Here is a 16,277-nt window from a genome sequence, read left to right on the forward strand (position 1 = left end):
TACACTTATCTGCCGCTTGTAACATTTACGATGAATAAGCCATTCATCGTAAATGTTACCGTAGTTTTTTAATTTGAAATTAAAGACAGCGTCTAAAACTCTAGTGATTAATAGGAATCTTCTTTAAGAGCTTTTCTATGATATGTTCAGTAGTAATACCATCTGCTTCGGCCTCATAGTTAAGGATAATCCTGTGGTTTAGAACATCCATACCAATCGCCTTTATGTCCTCTGGCAAAACATAATCGCGGCCATTCATAAAGGCATGCGCTTTAGACGCCAAGTTTAGGTTAATACTTGCCCTTGGTGAAGCACCAAACTGCATATAATAGGCCTCCTCAGTCAACCCAAAGTCTTTCGGGTTTCTGGTAGCAAAAACCAACTCGATAATGTATTTCTCTAATGATTCAGAAATAGAAACTTGGTTTACCTCGTTTCGGATGCTGAAAATATCTTCTTTGGTCAAAAGCGTTTCAAGTTCAGGTTTAAATGCCATGTTTGCCATTCTACGCATTACTTCTAACTCTTCGTCTTTAGATGGATAGTCTACCTTTACCTTCAACATAAAGCGGTCAATCTGCGCTTCTGGCAAACTGTAAGTTCCTTCTTGGTCTACAGGGTTTTGCGTGGCCAATACCAAGAATGGTCTGTCCAGCTTAAAGCTTGTCTCACCAATGGTTACCGTTTTTTCCTGCATGGCCTCAAGCAATGCCGACTGCACCTTGGCTGGAGCACGGTTAATTTCATCGGCCAACACCACGTTTGTAAAAATAGGCCCCTTCTTAACTTCAAATTCCGCTTTTTTCTGATTGTAAATCATGGTTCCGATCAAATCGGCAGGAAGAAGGTCTGGGGTAAACTGTACTCTTTGGAAGTCCAAATGAAGTACTTCTGCAAGTGTATTTACAGTGAGTGTTTTTGCAATACCAGGAACTCCCTCTAAAAGAATATGCCCATTGGTAAATAAGCCAATCATTAGTCGGTTCACCATATATTCCTGGCCGACAACGATCTTACTTACTTCCGATGCAACTTTACTTATTTTTTCTTGGTGTATTTTAGCCAATTCTGCTGATACCGCTTCCATTGTAAACTTATTTGTTAAAGGGCTCTAAATTAGAAATTTTGATCAATTACTGGGGTCAATACTCAAATGAGATGATAAAGTTTTCCAGCGTTGGTAGAATGAGGCGAATATCGGTCTTTTCTCACTTTATAAAAGAGATTTCACTTTCCTTTTAACAATAATTAACCTGTGCGAAAAAAAAGTTTGAGATGAAAACTCATTTCTATCCAATAACTCCCTCATTTTTTACTAAGCCTTTCAAATACGGCTTTCTGTGACTGACATTTCCTCAAATGTCAGTTGGCTTCATATAGTTATATTTCACACAAAACCCTGGCCTTCTTTTTCGCCCATCAAATTGTGTTATTCTAAGTATCCTAAATTTGAAAAAAGTTGCTTTTTGGTAATTATACGCATACTTTAGTCTCAGTTAGACTCTCTTTCACCTATCACACTGGACACCAACTAAAATGCTGATTACGGACAGTAAAAAGTGGTTTATTAGAATAATTATATTATTTGCATCCGTTTTTGGTGCTGCCCAAAGTACCTTTGCTCAAGGGCCCACAATAAATGGTGTAATCATTAATAGCTGTGTTGGCGAAATAAGTTTATCCGTATCATCCGAGATAAGTGCGTTGCCTTTAACTTTTGTTTGGCAAGACTCTGGAGGAGCCACCGTGGGTGGAAATTCTTTCCTACTCAATGGTGTAGGAGCGGACGATTATCGAGTTACCGTAACAGACAAAAACGGCAAAACGATTACAGCGGTCTATACCATTACTGATCCTCCTGATTTGGTAGGCTCGGTTGTGGTAAATGATGTGAGCTGTAAAGAAGGCTCAGATGCACAAGTGGTGGTAAGCATGGCCAACGGAAACCCAGATTATTCTTGGGTACTCACCAATAGTGGAGGTGGCACTGTCGGTACAGGGAATGCTACTGGAACCACAATTACAATTACTGGACTCGGTGTAGATAACTATAAACTGGTGGTAACCGATGAAGATGGCTGCGATGGAACCATTACCTTTTCAGTAACAGAGCCTGCCAATTTCTTAGGTGGTTCTTTGGTCTCAAAAACTGATGCTACTTGCAGCGACTCAGCCAATGGGAGCTTACAAGTGACAGGAACAGGCGGCTGGGGGAATTATACCTATGCTTGGTATACCGAACCAGGAGCGACCTACCTTGGAGCTGGGGCGACAATCAACAGCTTACTTCCTGGAGACTATAAGGTTTACATTACTGACGACAAGGGCTGTGTGGTTGAAAGAACCTATACCATCGACTCCCCAGACCCAATTGCCATTACCTCTTCAATCACCGATGCCTCTTGTAATTCAGGAAATGACGGAGCCATCAATATTTCGGTAACTGGGGGGAATGGAACATATACCTACAGCTGGAGCAATGGACCAACTTCCGAAGACATTTCAGGTTTAACAGCAGGCAGCTATACGATTACCGTAACCGATGGTAATGGTTGCGGCTTTTCAAAAACTCTTACCGTAGGAGAGCCGAATGCCTTGGCCATTAACCCAACCATTACCGATGTTAAGTGTTTTGGTGATAATACTGGAAGGATAAAAACAAACCCTTCTGGTGGAACTGCTCCTTATACTTATTCGTGGTCGACCGGCCAAACAGTGAAAACCATAAGTAATCAAACCGCTGGCAGTTATACCCTCACCGTAACCGATAAAAATGGATGCACAGTATCTGGAACTTATACCATAAAACAGCCATCAGCAGCTCTTTCTGTTCAGTCCATCACCAATAATTCTCCTTCTTGTTTTGGAGAAAGTGACGGAAGCCTTAATGTGGTAATGCAGGGCGGAACCGCTCCTTACAGCTATGTTTGGTCTAGTGGTTCAAATACCGCTGCTGCTTCTGGCTTAGCTTCTGGCAACTATACCATAACCGTAACCGATGCAAACGGCTGCACCTATACCAATAACTACACGGTCACCGATCCTCCAAAAGTTATCGTTACCCCCACACTCAACGAACCCTCTTGTAATGGGCAGGCAGACGGAAGTATCACCGTACTTGCCAGTAACGGAACTGGCCCATATACTTATAACTGGAATACTGGAGCTTCTGGCGCAACACTGAATAATATACCTGCTGGAACCTATACCGTAACAGTAAAAGACGATGGTACATCATGCACAGTAACTCAAAGTGTAACCTTAGGTGAGCCTTCATTAATTGTGGCTAATGCCGTAGTTACAGATATCAGTTGCAACGGCCAAGTAGATGGAAGTATCACTTTAACACCATCAGGAGGTACGGGTGGATATACTTACTTGTGGAATACAGGCTCAACATCGAATACCATTTCGGGGCTCACTGCTGGCAGCTACTCTGTAACCATTACCGATGACAGCGGTTGCTCTATAAACAAATCCTTCACAATCGTAGAACCCGATCCACTCACCTCTACTGTGGTGAAACAGGATGTTTTGTGTAAAGGCCAATCTACCGGCTCCATTGATCTTACGCCTGCCGATGGAACAGCCCCTTATTCCTTCGTATGGTCGAATGGAGCAGTAACTGAAGATTTAGTAAACGTACCCGCAGGGGATTATTCCGTAACCATAAGTGATGCATCAGGCTGCTCCATTGTTAAAGCCATTACCATTGATGAGCCAGCTCAAGTATTGGTTTTAAGTGGGACAGCCACCAATGTGACTTGCAATGGTGGATCTAACGGTAAAATTGATTTTACAGTAACTGGCGGAGTTGCTCCATATGCGTACGTATGGAATACTGGGGCAGTTTCTCAAGATTTAAACAACATTGCCCCTGGCGTGTATACCGTGAAGGTAACCGATGCGAATGGCTGTATCAAATTTGATTCATTTACCATTTCTGAGCCAGCAGCACTTGCTGTAAGCCCCTCTAAAACGGATATTACTTGCAATGGTGCTAATGATGGAATTATCAATCTTAATGTAAGCGGAGGAACAGCACCTTATATCTATATATGGAATGATGGAAGTATACAAAAAAACAGAACAGGGCTTACCAATGGCAACTATACCGTTACGGTTACTGACGACAATGGCTGCCAGAACACACAAGTTATAACCATTTCCGAACCAGCCATTTTAAGTGCTACAAGTGTAAAACAAGATGTACTATGTTTTGGTAATGCCACCGGAGTAGCCAACATCACCGTTTCTGGCGGAACTTTACCTTATTCATACTCTTGGTCAAATGGGGCGATAACGGAAGACCTAAATGGAGTAGTGGCGGGGAGCTATACTGCTACCATTACCGATGCAAATGGCTGTGTTATTACAGAGGTTGTTCAAATTAATCAGCCAGCCGCTGCCTTAACTTTTACCCCAACAGTGGGACAAATTACTTGCAACGGTGCCACTGATGGCGCTATTAGTCTGAGTGTATCAGGCGGAACCGCCCCATACACATACAACTGGTCAAACGGAAGCACGAGCCAAAACCTAAGTAATCTATCCCCTGGAACATACAGTGTCACCATCAGCGATACCAATAACTGTCAAGTAACAGGTTCTTATGACATCACTGATCCGCCCATTCTCAATCTTTCAGGAACCACAACTGACATTAGCTGTTTTGGAGCGGATGACGGTAAAATCAATATTACAGTTAGTGGAGGTGAAGCGCCCTACACATTTGTATGGTCGAATGGAGATAATACTGAAGATGTCAGTGGGCTGGCTCCCGGATCCCACACCGTTCAAATTGTTGACAACCGTGGTTGCTCTACTTCCAAAAGCTTTACGCTAAGTCAACCTACGGCACTCAATATTGCTTATACCAATACAGATGTTAACTGTTTTGGAGGAAACAATGCCGCTATAGACCTCACCGTAACTGGAGGAACGGCACCTTATTCCTATAGCTGGGATAGCGGCCAAACTCAAGCCGATATCCAAGATTTAATAGCAGGTACTTATACCGTTACCGTTACCGATGGAAATGGTTGTGAATCCGTAAAAAGCGTTACTATCAATCAACCTGCATCGGCCCTATCCATTACAAATACCGTTACCAACCTTAGCTGTTATGGATCGAATAATGGGTCAATTGCTTTAGTTCCTTCGGGAGGAACCGCCCCTTACACTTACAGCTGGAGCAATGGAAAAACCACCCGCGATATTTTTGGCCTTACTCCTGGCGCCTACCAAGTCACCGTAACCGATGCCAATGGTTGTTCTCTTCAGGAAACCTTCAATATTACAATGCCAAGTGCATTAAATGTAACCGCCTCCACATCAAATCTGACATGCAACGGAACACTAAATGGAACAATCGACTTAACGGTAACAGGCGGAACTGCACCTTACACTTATGCTTGGAACAATGGAGCAACAACACAAGACCTCACCAACATTTCGGGAGGCACTTATCAAGTTACGATCACCGATGCCAACAGCTGTTCATTAAATAGAACTTATACCATTACTGAACCTCTGGCCTTAGTTGCCACTATTACAAAGCAAGATGTGACCTGTTTTGGGCAAGGTGATGGAGATATTGACGTGAGCATTTCTGGTGGTAATGCTCCTTATACTTACTCTTGGAGCAACGGAGCCATTACAAAAGATTTGGCCAATATTTCGGGTGGCACCTATACCTTAACCGTTACCGATAATAAGGGCTGCCAAACCGTGAAGACTGTGGTTATTGATGAGCCTACCTCTGCGCTTGCCGCTACAGGAACCTCTACAGATGTCTCTTGTTTTGGGGGAAATGACGGAGCCGTAGATTTAACAGTTACTGGTGGAACAGCACCTTATACCTATGCTTGGAATAATGGAAAAACCACCCAAGATGTCTCTGGCTTAACTGCAGGAAATTATCAAGTCGTAGTTACAGACGCTAGAAGTTGTACCGTCTCTGTTACATTTACCATCGGTGCTCCAAGCCAAGTTCAGGCTACTGCTTCCGTTACAAATATTACATGCAATGGCGCTGATAACGGAGCGATTGATTTAAGCGCTTCGGGAGGAACTGCCCCATATACTTTCTTATGGTCGAATGGCGCTACGTCTGAAGACCTTTCGTCACAAACACTTGGTAATTATTCGGTACAAATCACCGATGCCAACGGCTGTTCCATTTCCAAAAGCTTCCAAATTACTGAGCCTGCCGCAATGCAGCTCACCTTCACTAAAACCGATGTGCTTTGCTTTGCCAACACAACTGGGGCAATCAACATCACCGTTACCGGAGGAGTTGGGGGTTATACTTACGCTTGGTCAAATGGTGCCACTTCGGAAGATCTTTCAAGCCTAGCGGCCGGTAATTATTCGGTCACCGTAACGGACGTAAATGGTTGTTCGGTAACTCAAAATATCCAAATCACTCAGCCAATAGCCGCGCTTTCGGTCTCAGAAACAAATACCAATTTAACCTGCTTTGGAGCCAATGATGGCACCATCGACTTAACGGTTGCAGGTGGAACGGCTCCTTACACTTACGCATGGAGTAATAGCAAAACTACCCAAGATCTTGTTGGGTTGGCTGCTGGAACATACAATGTGACCATCACCGATGCGAATGGCTGTTCGGTGCAAAAAAGCTACAACATCACCGCTCCTGATGCATTAACCTCTACCAGCTCCTCTCAAAACATCAGCAGTAATGGCCTTACAGATGGCTCCATTGATTTAACTGTCACTGGCGGAACCGCTCCATATGCGTATTCTTGGAGTAATGGAGCCACAACAGAAGACCTGTCCAGTTTAGCAGTAGGCAGCTATCAGGTACAAGTGACCGATGCAAAAGGATGTAGCGTTTCACGAAGCTTCAACATTACCCAAACCTTGCCACTAACGCTTAACTACACCGCCAATAACGTGTCATGTTTTGAGGCGGGCGATGGCGATATTACTACCCAAGTATCTGGTGGCACCTCACCCTACACCTACCTCTGGAGCAATGGCGCTACTACCAAAGACATTTCATCCTTAGCTGGAGGCAATTATACATTGACAGTCACTGATGCCAAGGGTTACAAAACCACAAAAAACGTTACGATTTTAGCACCTTCTTCCGCGCTAAATGCTACAGCAACAATTACCGATGTAGGTTGCAATGGTCTACCAAATGCAAGAATCGACTTAACCGTTACTGGAGGAACAGCACCATACAATTACCTCTGGAGCAACGGTGCAGTACAAAGAGATCTAGTCAACGTTTTTGCTGGAAATTATAACGTGAAGGTGACCGATAAAAATGGCTGTTCTTTCTCGGCTTCTTATTCTATTACCCAGCCAAACGCAATAACCGCTGACTTAGCGATAACCAATACTACCTGTTTTGGAGATGCTGATGGAAGCGTTATCGTTACTCCAAGTGGTGGAACGGCACCTTACACCTACGTATGGAGTAGTGGTGCTACAAGTAAAGATTTAATCAATGTGGCTGGGGGAACCTATAACCTCACCATCACCGATGCCAATAACTGCTCAAGCACTTCTTCGGTAGAAATTGGTGACTCTAGAAGCCTAAATGTCAGTGTTCAGAAAACAGATGTGCTATGCAAAGGAGAATCCAATGGAACGATTGTCCTCAATGTAAAAGGAGGTAGTGGTACGTACAGCTATGTGTGGGACAACGGATCGGAGGGAAAGGTGCTCAATAACCTTTCCGCAGGTGTATATAGTGTGTTAATCTCCGATGCCGCGGGTTGTGCGACCACTGCTTCTGTTGTTATTTCTGAACCAACACTTGCCCTCGGGGTAACGGTAGATAGGACTGAAGAATTTGCCTGTTTTGGTGAAAATACTGGCTTCGCCAATGCAATTACTTCAGGTGGCGTTGCTCCTTATACCTACTTGTGGAGCAATGGGGCTCGAACAAGACAAATCAATAACCTAATGGCTGGCAATTATACGGTAAGTGTTACCGATGCCAATGGATGTTTAGTTCAGCAGAGCTTTAGTATTCAACAACCAGCAAAGCCCGTCAGCATAAGTGCCAAAGGTGGTTTGCAATTGTCATGTGCTAGCGATGGAGACGGAGCCCTCGAACTGAGCGTGGAAGGTGGTACTGCTCCCTATACTTATCTATGGAGTACGGGAAGTACAGCCTCCAAAATTAAAAATTTAACTGCTGGAGATTATACCATTCGAGTTTCAGATGCAAAAGGCTGTATCACGGAAAAAGTATTCTCAGTGGAGGAGCCAAGCCCTCTGGTTATTGCAGACGCTAAAATAAATGAAAGTCAATGTTTTGATGATAGAAACGGTTCTATTGACCTCGATGTCAGTGGAGGAGTATTCCCTTATACCTATCAGTGGAGCAACGGAGCAACCACCAAAAACCTAGTTGGCATTTCAGCCGGAACTTTCATTGTTGAAATTACCGATGCCAATGGCTGCTCTGTGCAAGGATCTTATACACTCAGCACTCCTGAACGCTTTATTGCAGCTCCTTTTATTTCGGAAGTGAGTTGCGTAGGGGCGAATGACGCTTCCATTTCCCTCAATATTGAAGGTGGAATTGAACCACTCTCCATCCAATGGAATACAGGGGCTTCTACAGAAGTAATTACAGGTTTGGCGCCTGGCCAATACAACGTGCTGATATCGGACAACAAAGGCTGCACCATTCAAAAGTTGTTCAACATTATTGAACCTTTACCACTCAACTTAGACGCCTATATTGAAGAGGCCGCGCGTTGCAACGACCCAAAAAGTGGAAGGGTGAATGTGATCGTTTCCGGAGGAAGAGAGCCATATACCTACCGTTGGAACAACGGACAAACAACGTCCGAACTTGTTGACGTTCTACCAGGAACTTATGTGGTAACTGTATCAGATCAATACGGTTGTGAAGTGCAAGGTACCTACACCGTACAGCAGCCAGAGCCTTTGCGCATAGGGCTCACCTCTGTTCGCGAAGTAGATTGTGAAAACCGACTGGCTGGCATGAGGGTAAAAGCCAATGTAACGGGCGGGTCAGGAGACTACAGCTACAGATGGAGTTTAGGCAGTAGCAACAACAACGAAATTTTTCTTACCCAACCCGGAAGGCTTAGTTTAGAAATATTAGACAACCGAGGCTGTGTTCAATCCAAAGCCATAGACATTTCCATTCCAGATTTTGGAGAAGCAGAATTCTCATACAATGCAGAATCACTCAGGAAAATGGGAGATTTAGCCGCTAATGACCCTGTCAATTTCTATGATAAATCTGTAGGAGACATTATCGATTGGGATTGGGAATTTGGAGATGGTTTCGATTCAGATGAAATCGACCCAATTCATACTTATGATTCTCCCGGAAAGTACACTGTCACCCTTATTACAACAGACAATACGGGTTGTACCTCCTCTAAAACCACTGTTCTGGAAATTACAGAAGGCTACAGAATTATGACCCCGAATGCTTTTAGTCCCAATGGAGATGGCAATAACGACTACTTCCGCCCAGAGTTCTTAGGCCTAGTTACCGTCCAATTCTCTGTTTTCAATACTTGGGGTGAATTGGTTTTCAGTACCACCCTTTTAGAGACCAAAGGCTGGGATGGAATTGTAAAAGGGATTCCTGCGGAAAATGGAAACTATGTCTACAAAATTTCAGGGTTTACCCAAAACGGTTTGAAGGCAGAACGAAACGGGGTTTTCTCACTGATTAAATAATTAAACAAACACTATGAAAAGACTTTTACTTATCACTTTGTGTTTAACCAGTCTCTTCTGGTCAGAAAAGGCGCAAGCCCAAGACCCCCAATTTTCGCAGTTTTATGCCTCGCCCATGTACCTCAACCCAGCTTTAGTAGGTTCTACTGACCGAGGCAGAGCAGGGATCAATTATCGAAATCAATGGCCTTCACTTGCCCATTCCTTCACAACCATGTCGGCCTATGCCGACTTCTTTTCCAAAGCCATCGAGAGTGGTGTGGGTGTTATTGTAAACCAATACAGAGAAAGCTTTTTAAATTATGAATCCAATGAAATTGGAGCCGCTTATTCCTACAAAATGAGAATTTCAGATGCCTTGGTCATGCGCACAGGTATTCAGCTTTCCTACTTTAGCAAAGACCTTAATTTCGAACAGTTAGTGTTCGGAAACCAGATTGACATTGACAACGGGCAGGTCATTGGGCCTTCAGGCGAAGCTTTTGACCGTGGTAAAAAAGTTGATTTTATGAGTGCCTCGGCTGGCGGCTTGTTTTATACCAATACGCTATGGATTGGTGCGGCAGTGCATCATATCAATGAGCCCAACCAATCCTTTTTAGGAGAAGAAAGTAGATTGGCTAGAAAATTTTCCGTTCATGCGGGATATAAACTCAACTTAGGAAACGGTAGAAGACTCCGCACTATTTCTTATGCCTTTCAGGAGCGATCGGTCACTTTTGCGCTCAACTATAAAAAGCAAGCGGGCTTCAATCAATTGGATGCGGGTATGCAGTTCTATTTTCAGCCTTTGGTGATTGGTGGTTGGTACCGAGGAATCCCCGTTCAAACCGTTGATAAAGTCATAAAAAATGAATCCATCATTGGCCTATTGGGCTTGGAAATCACCCCAGACCTGTCCATAGGTTATAGCTATGACTTTACTGTTTCTAGCCTTGCGGGCTCCACCGGTGGCGCCCATGAATTTTCGTTGACCATCAGTTTTGGCCAAATCGTAAAACGCACCCGTAGAGATACCCTTTTGCCTTGCTTTAAGTATTGATACAAACTGGCCTTCCTGCTCGTTTGCAACGAGAAGTAAAACAACACCTCAGATAAACTCGTTTATTCTAAGTGCAATAAATTAGTTGCAATATAACTTTTGTCTCAAATCGTTATCTTTGAATTATGGACATACAAACAGAGAAGCTCCACTTAATAGAACAGCTGACAAGATTACAGGACGTCAGTATTATTAAACGAGTTAAGGAATTGCTACAGAGTGTTCCAAAAGAAAAAATTATTGGATCAACCCCTGACGGCAGCACCATAACGGAATCAGACCTTATTGCTCGTGCCCAAGCGTCCGAACGAGCAATTGAGCAAGGTGATGTAATTAGTATTGAATCACTGGAAGAAGAAACCAAGACTTGGTAAGGCTAAATGAAAGTCCTCATTACAGGCCCAGCCAAAGCCGCATTAAAAGCCATCTTTGAATATTATAAGTCCGAGGGATTTGGCGAATATGGCATCAAGCTTACGCAGGTAATAATCACCAAAGCCAAAAGCCTCTCCAAAAATTATCAGAGAGGACAAAAAGAAGAAATGCTCAAGCATTTACTGAAAGGACATCGTTACCTGATTGCCAAAAAACACTACAAGATCATATATAGGACAGAAGCTGAAATTGTAATAGTAACTGATATTTTCGATACCCGTCAGCAGCCTGAAAAACTGATTAAACGTAATAAGTAAATTCACTCCCACTCTCGTTTGTAACGAGCAGGAACTTCTAAAACATTTTGGTTTCATCATTGTGCAGCATCCTCGTTACAAACGAGGATGAGTGAGGGCATGATGATGTTTTGAAACTCACGAAAACAAAAAAAGCCGTACTCACGCACGGCTTCAATTTATTTGCAAGCTCAGGTTTAGTAGCCTCCCAAATACATCATACTAAAAGAGATTTCGGCATTCTTATTTACTGCAAAAGCAGCGTCATTGAATGATGGGGGGCCATCACTTCCCATAGCATTGTTCGAAAATCCAAAGCCTTCAGTAGGCATTCCATATTCGTTTGTATCCATATCTTCATTTCCGTTTTCATCGTGAATTACCGCTATGGCATAATCTCCGGCAGGCACTCCTTCAAAAGTTATTTTTTTATCAGATGATGATTTTAACGCCACTGCCTGAGTCATATAAGGCTCGCCTTGTGGAAAATCAGCATCCTTATTATATAGTCCGACCAATAACGAACCCGTACTGTTACGAACATTACTTATGGTTACCGTAATGGTGACATTGTCTTGTGGTTGTGGATTGAATGAACTTGTAAATAATAATAGGGCTGTAATAACTATGCTTAAAATTTTCATGGCTTTTGGCTTTAAGTTTTGACTTCGTGTTTTAATGATGACACTAAAGTGAGGGCAAATTGCTAGGCCTAAAAAAAAGAGTTACCGAACCGTAGAATCCGTTGGATGACTTGTAAGAAAGGCCCTCACTCCTTATCGTTTGCAACGAGGAGGAACAACTAAAGCATTTTTAATGCGGTTTACACTGTGCAGCATACTCGTTACAAACGAGTATGAGTGAAGAGTCGAAAATGAGTCAGTCTTCATACATATCTTCCAGCCTTTAGCGACTAATCTTGCACCGTGATGAGCTTCACCTGATCATCCACTCCAGTCATTTGCCAATGACCTAGCGATATTGGAATAGAGCCAATACTATTCAATTCGTCAAAGAAATTCTTGAGAAGAAAGGTTTCTCCTTTGCCTTCGGTCACCCGTGCATAATCTGCCATAGCGCTTTCTAAAAGATACTTACCCGTAATATAGCTGGTGCCATAACCCGGCTGCCTTAAATAAAGATGCTGTTCAAAAAGAAGCAATTCCTTCTCGGTTTTCATCCAACCACGAGGTGTAAATTCTGAATGTATGCCTCCCGCTTCTTCGCTGTTCATTTCGTTGGCATGGGCATAGAGAGAGCCCAATCCTCGCGCTGCCCTTTGCGCAATCATAATGTATACGATTTCGCGCACCCTCGGATCATCATCATACAATCCAGCATCCATAAACATTTCTTCCACAGCGGTGGCGGTGCCTTCATTTCGCGAATCGAAAATATTGTAGAGCAAAGCACCTCGTCTGATTTCACTTTCGTGTGGCTCATTGTCCATTCTTGCCAATTCGAACCAATGGTAGAAATGAGAGTAAAGTGGGCGGGCATCAAAATGCTGACCAATGGAGAAGAAGTTCCTTTTTTCACGCGGCACATATTCACCCAAGTGGGCGTACAAAGCAGTGTCGAAGTAATCTTTTACGGTGACTATTTCCTGCTCATACAAAAAGGTGAGCAAGCCTTTGGCCGATCGATCTGCCATGGCATCGTATTCCTCTGGCGAATTGGCATCCTCAAGCTCCGATAAATAGCGGTTGCGATGTTCTTCCAATTTCAAGGCCGTCCAAGCACGGGCCAATTCTCTTTTGAGAATCATTACTTCATCATCCCAAGTAAGCGGCACCAAATGAACGTTTTGCTGATACCAAGTATAATTCTCTTTACCAATACCCGATGGACCCGTTTTACTTTCCCCCTCACTTTCTAGCCAAGTGACGAAGTCGTTCGTGGAGTTGATTGCCTTATCAATCGCGCTGGTCATTTCATTATCACTGGCTATGCTTTCCCATTTTTTGATGGCGTTTAAGTCATTCGTTTGGTTTCGAATGTCTCTGATGCCCGCAATCCACAGGTCTTTTGCATTGCCCGTGAGGTTCTTTTTGGCTTGCTCATTAAAGGCGGGTATGGATTTAAACCCTCTTAAAAGCTTTGCTTTATCTTCAGTATTTAAAGGGAAATCGTATTTCCAGATATCGATGGCGCCATGGTTCGTTGGGCCTTCGTGTGCGGGAACATCACTGCGCGCCATCCAAATGGTTTTATAAAAAGCAGGGTCTCTTTGCCAAGGTTTTAGAATCCGGTCGTTGAAATCATAGCCGTTCATTTCTGCCCAAACAATGTGATAATCTACCTGCTCTGCTACCGACCAACCAGCGGTATCCATCGCCAATAACTTTGCTTGAAGTTGCTTAAAGGCTGGAAACCGTTCTTTGAAAGTAGCTTGGCTGTAATCAGGCGCACCATCAAGGAGTGGAGGGTTTTCAAATGTTCTCCATGCCTTAAAAAGATCGACCAAATCGGAATATTCTCTGGTGATAGCAGCCGTTGGCTCACTTGAAGGCGTTTTACAGCCTAACATTACGAAGAGCAGCAAAAAGGGAAGGTACTTGTGCATAAGGTTGAATTGTGGTTGGAGGCTTAATTTAGTCAATTTGAAAAAGATTAATACGGATTGCGCTGGTGAAATAAGTTGTTGTTTCTACGGCTCATTTTCTGAGGCTAGCATCTAGCGCTTACTTATCAACAGAAGTAACTGGTGCTTGCCTTTGGCGAGTACCTATTTTGTTATGTACTTTAAGTACATATTTAGTCAGGAGTAAAATTAAATAAGGCTAGTCCACATTACCAGCTTCAACTAAAAGACATTCATAACCATGAACTCAAAACTCCAGCTCTCAGCTATCCAGTCCATACTGATATTCCTTTTCATACTAATTGGCTGGGAATTGTTAGCGTTAGTTTACACCCCACATGGAGATAACTGGATGTGGGGTCAATCTTTGATCATCTATTGTGTTTTCATATCTGCCCTCATCTCTGTCTCAAATATTATAAGTAGTAGCTTCAATCGAAGAGGCGAGAGTGCTGCCTTAATTTTTCAAATAATGGTGGTCATTACATATTTAGCATTCAACTTTGGCCAAAGGCCTTACCGAAGCATATTCATAGCTACTTTCAGCATAGCGGCAATAGTGCTGGGCACTTATTTAATGAAGTGGTTCTTTACAAAACAAACTAAGTAATTGGCTCTACTTTGATTCTCACTCCCGCATCTAGTGCTTACTTATAAACTGAAGTAACTGGTGCTTGCCTTTGGCGAGTACCTGTTTTGTTATGTACTTTAGTGTAGTTTTAATAGAGATAAATGAAGAGGCTCTTTAAAATATTGGTTTCTGTACTGGCTATCTTTTTAGTCGCAATAGTTCTTGTCCCAAACGCATTTATTGATACTGTTTCTTTTTTTGATGTGGAGCTTAGAAATAGTTCAAAATACTATTCCTCAATAGATGGCAAAAAAGGATGGAAAAGGCTTGATGTGGGGCCTTTTACAGTTGACATACCTGATGATTTTAGGTATATCAAAAGGAATAGTTCAGATGGTATTATTGGAGATATTAAAGGAAGGGGAACCAGAATCTATTTTAATCACGGTTCTTTTATTGGCTATGTAACTAATTTACAAGAGAGCGATATAAATCAAAATAACTATTCATTTAGCTCAGACACGGTTAATAACACCATCAGGTTATTAGCAATACCAAAAAACGGTGGCTCGATGAGCATACAGGTGGAAGATTATACTGAGGAGAAGTTTGAAGATGAATGGAGAACATTCTACGGGGTAGAAATGATGATATCTTCAAAAACCTATGATGAAGACCTTGTTCTCAAGATTTTTAAAACAATAAGGTTGAAGAATTAATCTCACACCTCCTTGTTTGCAACAAGGAGGAACCACTAAAGCATTTTTAATGCGGTTTAAACTTTGCAACATCTTCGTTACAAACGAAGATGAGTGAAGCGTTGAGGATGAAAAAGTCTACAACATTAATTGCACTTCAGCCGCTCAACTGGTCTTCGCGTCTCGCTGAGACCACATCTGATCATGTTCACTTCAACCGCTCATGAATCAACCTTAAACCATCAAGGGTAAGATGGCGGTTCACTTCGTCAAAGCGTTCGTGGAGCGGGGTAAGCACTGAAGAAAGACCTCCCGTAGCTACTACTTTGAAATTTCTACCCATCTCTTTTTGAATTCTATCGAGCATTCCTTCCACCATACTTACATAGCCCCAAAGCACGCCTGCTTGAATGGCATGTACCGTGTTTTTTCCAATGACCGAAGCGGGTAATTCCAAAGGCACTTCTGGTAGTTGTGCTGTATTTCCAACCAAAGCTTTAATGGCTGTTTTTAAGCCCGGGGCAATATTTACCCCGTGAATATTACCCGAAGCTTCCACCACCGTAAAGGTGAGGGCGGTGCCAAAATCCACCACAATGCAATCGGTTTTATAAAGGCAATGGGCCGCCATGGCATTGGCCATTAGGTCCGTGCCAATGCTGTGGGGGTTGCTGGTGATAATGGGCAATTGATCGTAATATTTCGGCCCAATAAATACATGCTCGCATTCAATTAAATTCGACCAAAACTCAGCCAAGATACCGTTCATTTGTGGCACCACCGATGAAATAATAATGCCGTCAACATCGCTCAATTTGAGATCGTTTTCCATAAAATTGAGACGCAAAAACACCTCATATTCGATCTGATTTTTTATCGGGAGTGTATTAAATCGCCACTCGTGAATCCACGCGTTTCCATCATGAACTCCGAAAACAATATTGGTATTCCCTGCATCAATGGCTAAGAGCATTTTCTCAATTTTTAAGCATCAAATTAT

Annotated in this window: 9 protein-coding genes; 5 read left to right on the forward strand and 4 right to left on the reverse strand. The window is 42.9% G+C overall.

Going from position 1 to position 16,277, the window contains the following annotated elements:
- Window positions 1-100: 100 nt before the first annotated feature.
- A complete protein-coding gene (locus AWN68_RS01985) occupies window positions 101-1,057 on the reverse strand; it encodes an AAA family ATPase (protein ID WP_068411467.1) in 957 nt (318 codons plus the stop codon).
- Between the two features lie 479 nt (window positions 1,058-1,536).
- Between AWN68_RS01985 and AWN68_RS18890 the strand changes: the two genes are divergently transcribed.
- The 4 genes from AWN68_RS18890 to AWN68_RS02005 all read left to right on the forward strand — a co-directional run bounded on the left by AWN68_RS18890 (window position 1,537) and on the right by AWN68_RS02005 (window position 11,445).
- Window positions 1,537-9,711, forward strand: coding sequence for a PKD domain-containing protein (locus tag AWN68_RS18890; protein ID WP_068410704.1), 8,175 nt, complete (start codon window positions 1,537-1,539; stop codon window positions 9,709-9,711).
- Window positions 9,712-9,724: 13 nt separating this feature from the next.
- Entirely contained in the window at window positions 9,725-10,753 is a 1,029-nt protein-coding gene (locus tag AWN68_RS01995) for a PorP/SprF family type IX secretion system membrane protein (protein WP_068410707.1), read from the forward strand.
- A 125-nt stretch (window positions 10,754-10,878) separates the two neighbouring features.
- Window positions 10,879-11,127 (forward strand): hypothetical protein, encoded by a 249-nt coding sequence (locus tag AWN68_RS02000; protein WP_068410710.1) that lies wholly within the window; start codon window positions 10,879-10,881, stop codon window positions 11,125-11,127.
- Between the two features lie 6 nt (window positions 11,128-11,133).
- A complete protein-coding gene (locus AWN68_RS02005; protein WP_068410712.1) occupies window positions 11,134-11,445 on the forward strand; it encodes a type II toxin-antitoxin system RelE/ParE family toxin in 312 nt (103 codons plus the stop codon).
- 176 nt (window positions 11,446-11,621) lie between these two features.
- Here AWN68_RS02005 and AWN68_RS02010 read toward each other — a convergent pair whose 3' ends face one another.
- The gene (locus AWN68_RS02010; RefSeq protein WP_068410714.1) at window positions 11,622-12,068 is read right to left on the reverse strand and encodes a DUF2141 domain-containing protein; all 447 of its coding nucleotides are present in this window, start codon (window positions 12,066-12,068) and stop codon (window positions 11,622-11,624) included.
- Between the two features lie 269 nt (window positions 12,069-12,337).
- Window positions 12,338-13,990, reverse strand: coding sequence for a hypothetical protein (locus AWN68_RS02015; protein WP_068410716.1), 1,653 nt, complete (start codon window positions 13,988-13,990; stop codon window positions 12,338-12,340).
- A 750-nt stretch (window positions 13,991-14,740) separates the two neighbouring features.
- Here AWN68_RS02015 and AWN68_RS02025 point away from each other — a divergent pair.
- On the forward strand, window positions 14,741-15,298 hold the full coding sequence (locus AWN68_RS02025; protein ID WP_068410721.1) for a hypothetical protein: 558 nt from the start codon (window positions 14,741-14,743) through the stop codon (window positions 15,296-15,298).
- A 187-nt stretch (window positions 15,299-15,485) separates the two neighbouring features.
- On the opposite strand, the gene AWN68_RS02030 is transcribed toward AWN68_RS02025, so the two are convergent.
- Entirely contained in the window at window positions 15,486-16,250 is a 765-nt protein-coding gene (locus AWN68_RS02030; protein ID WP_068410723.1) for a type III pantothenate kinase, read from the reverse strand.
- Between the last annotated feature and the right edge of the window lie 27 nt (window positions 16,251-16,277).

It is taken from the genome of Roseivirga echinicomitans (genome assembly GCF_001592935.1).
Lineage (GTDB): Bacteria > Bacteroidota > Bacteroidia > Cytophagales > Cyclobacteriaceae > Roseivirga > Roseivirga echinicomitans.

Bases quoted from the DNA above. Each gene is read 5' to 3' on its own strand.
- AWN68_RS02015 (WP_068410716.1), bottom strand. From the start codon at position 13,990: ATGCACAAGTACCTTCCCTTTTTGCTGCTCTTCGTAATGTTAGGCTGT.
- AWN68_RS02025 (WP_068410721.1), top strand. From the start codon at position 14,741: ATGAAGAGGCTCTTTAAAATATTGGTTTCTGTACTGGCTATCTTTTTA.
- AWN68_RS02000 (WP_068410710.1), top strand. From the start codon at position 10,879: ATGGACATACAAACAGAGAAGCTCCACTTAATAGAACAGCTGACAAGA.
- AWN68_RS01995 (WP_068410707.1), top strand. From the start codon at position 9,725: ATGAAAAGACTTTTACTTATCACTTTGTGTTTAACCAGTCTCTTCTGG.
- AWN68_RS02005 (WP_068410712.1), top strand. From the start codon at position 11,134: ATGAAAGTCCTCATTACAGGCCCAGCCAAAGCCGCATTAAAAGCCATC.
- AWN68_RS02030 (WP_068410723.1), bottom strand. From the start codon at position 16,250: ATGCTCTTAGCCATTGATGCAGGGAATACCAATATTGTTTTCGGAGTT.
- AWN68_RS02010 (WP_068410714.1), bottom strand. From the start codon at position 12,068: ATGAAAATTTTAAGCATAGTTATTACAGCCCTATTATTATTTACAAGT.
- AWN68_RS18890 (WP_068410704.1), top strand. From the start codon at position 1,537: ATGCTGATTACGGACAGTAAAAAGTGGTTTATTAGAATAATTATATTA.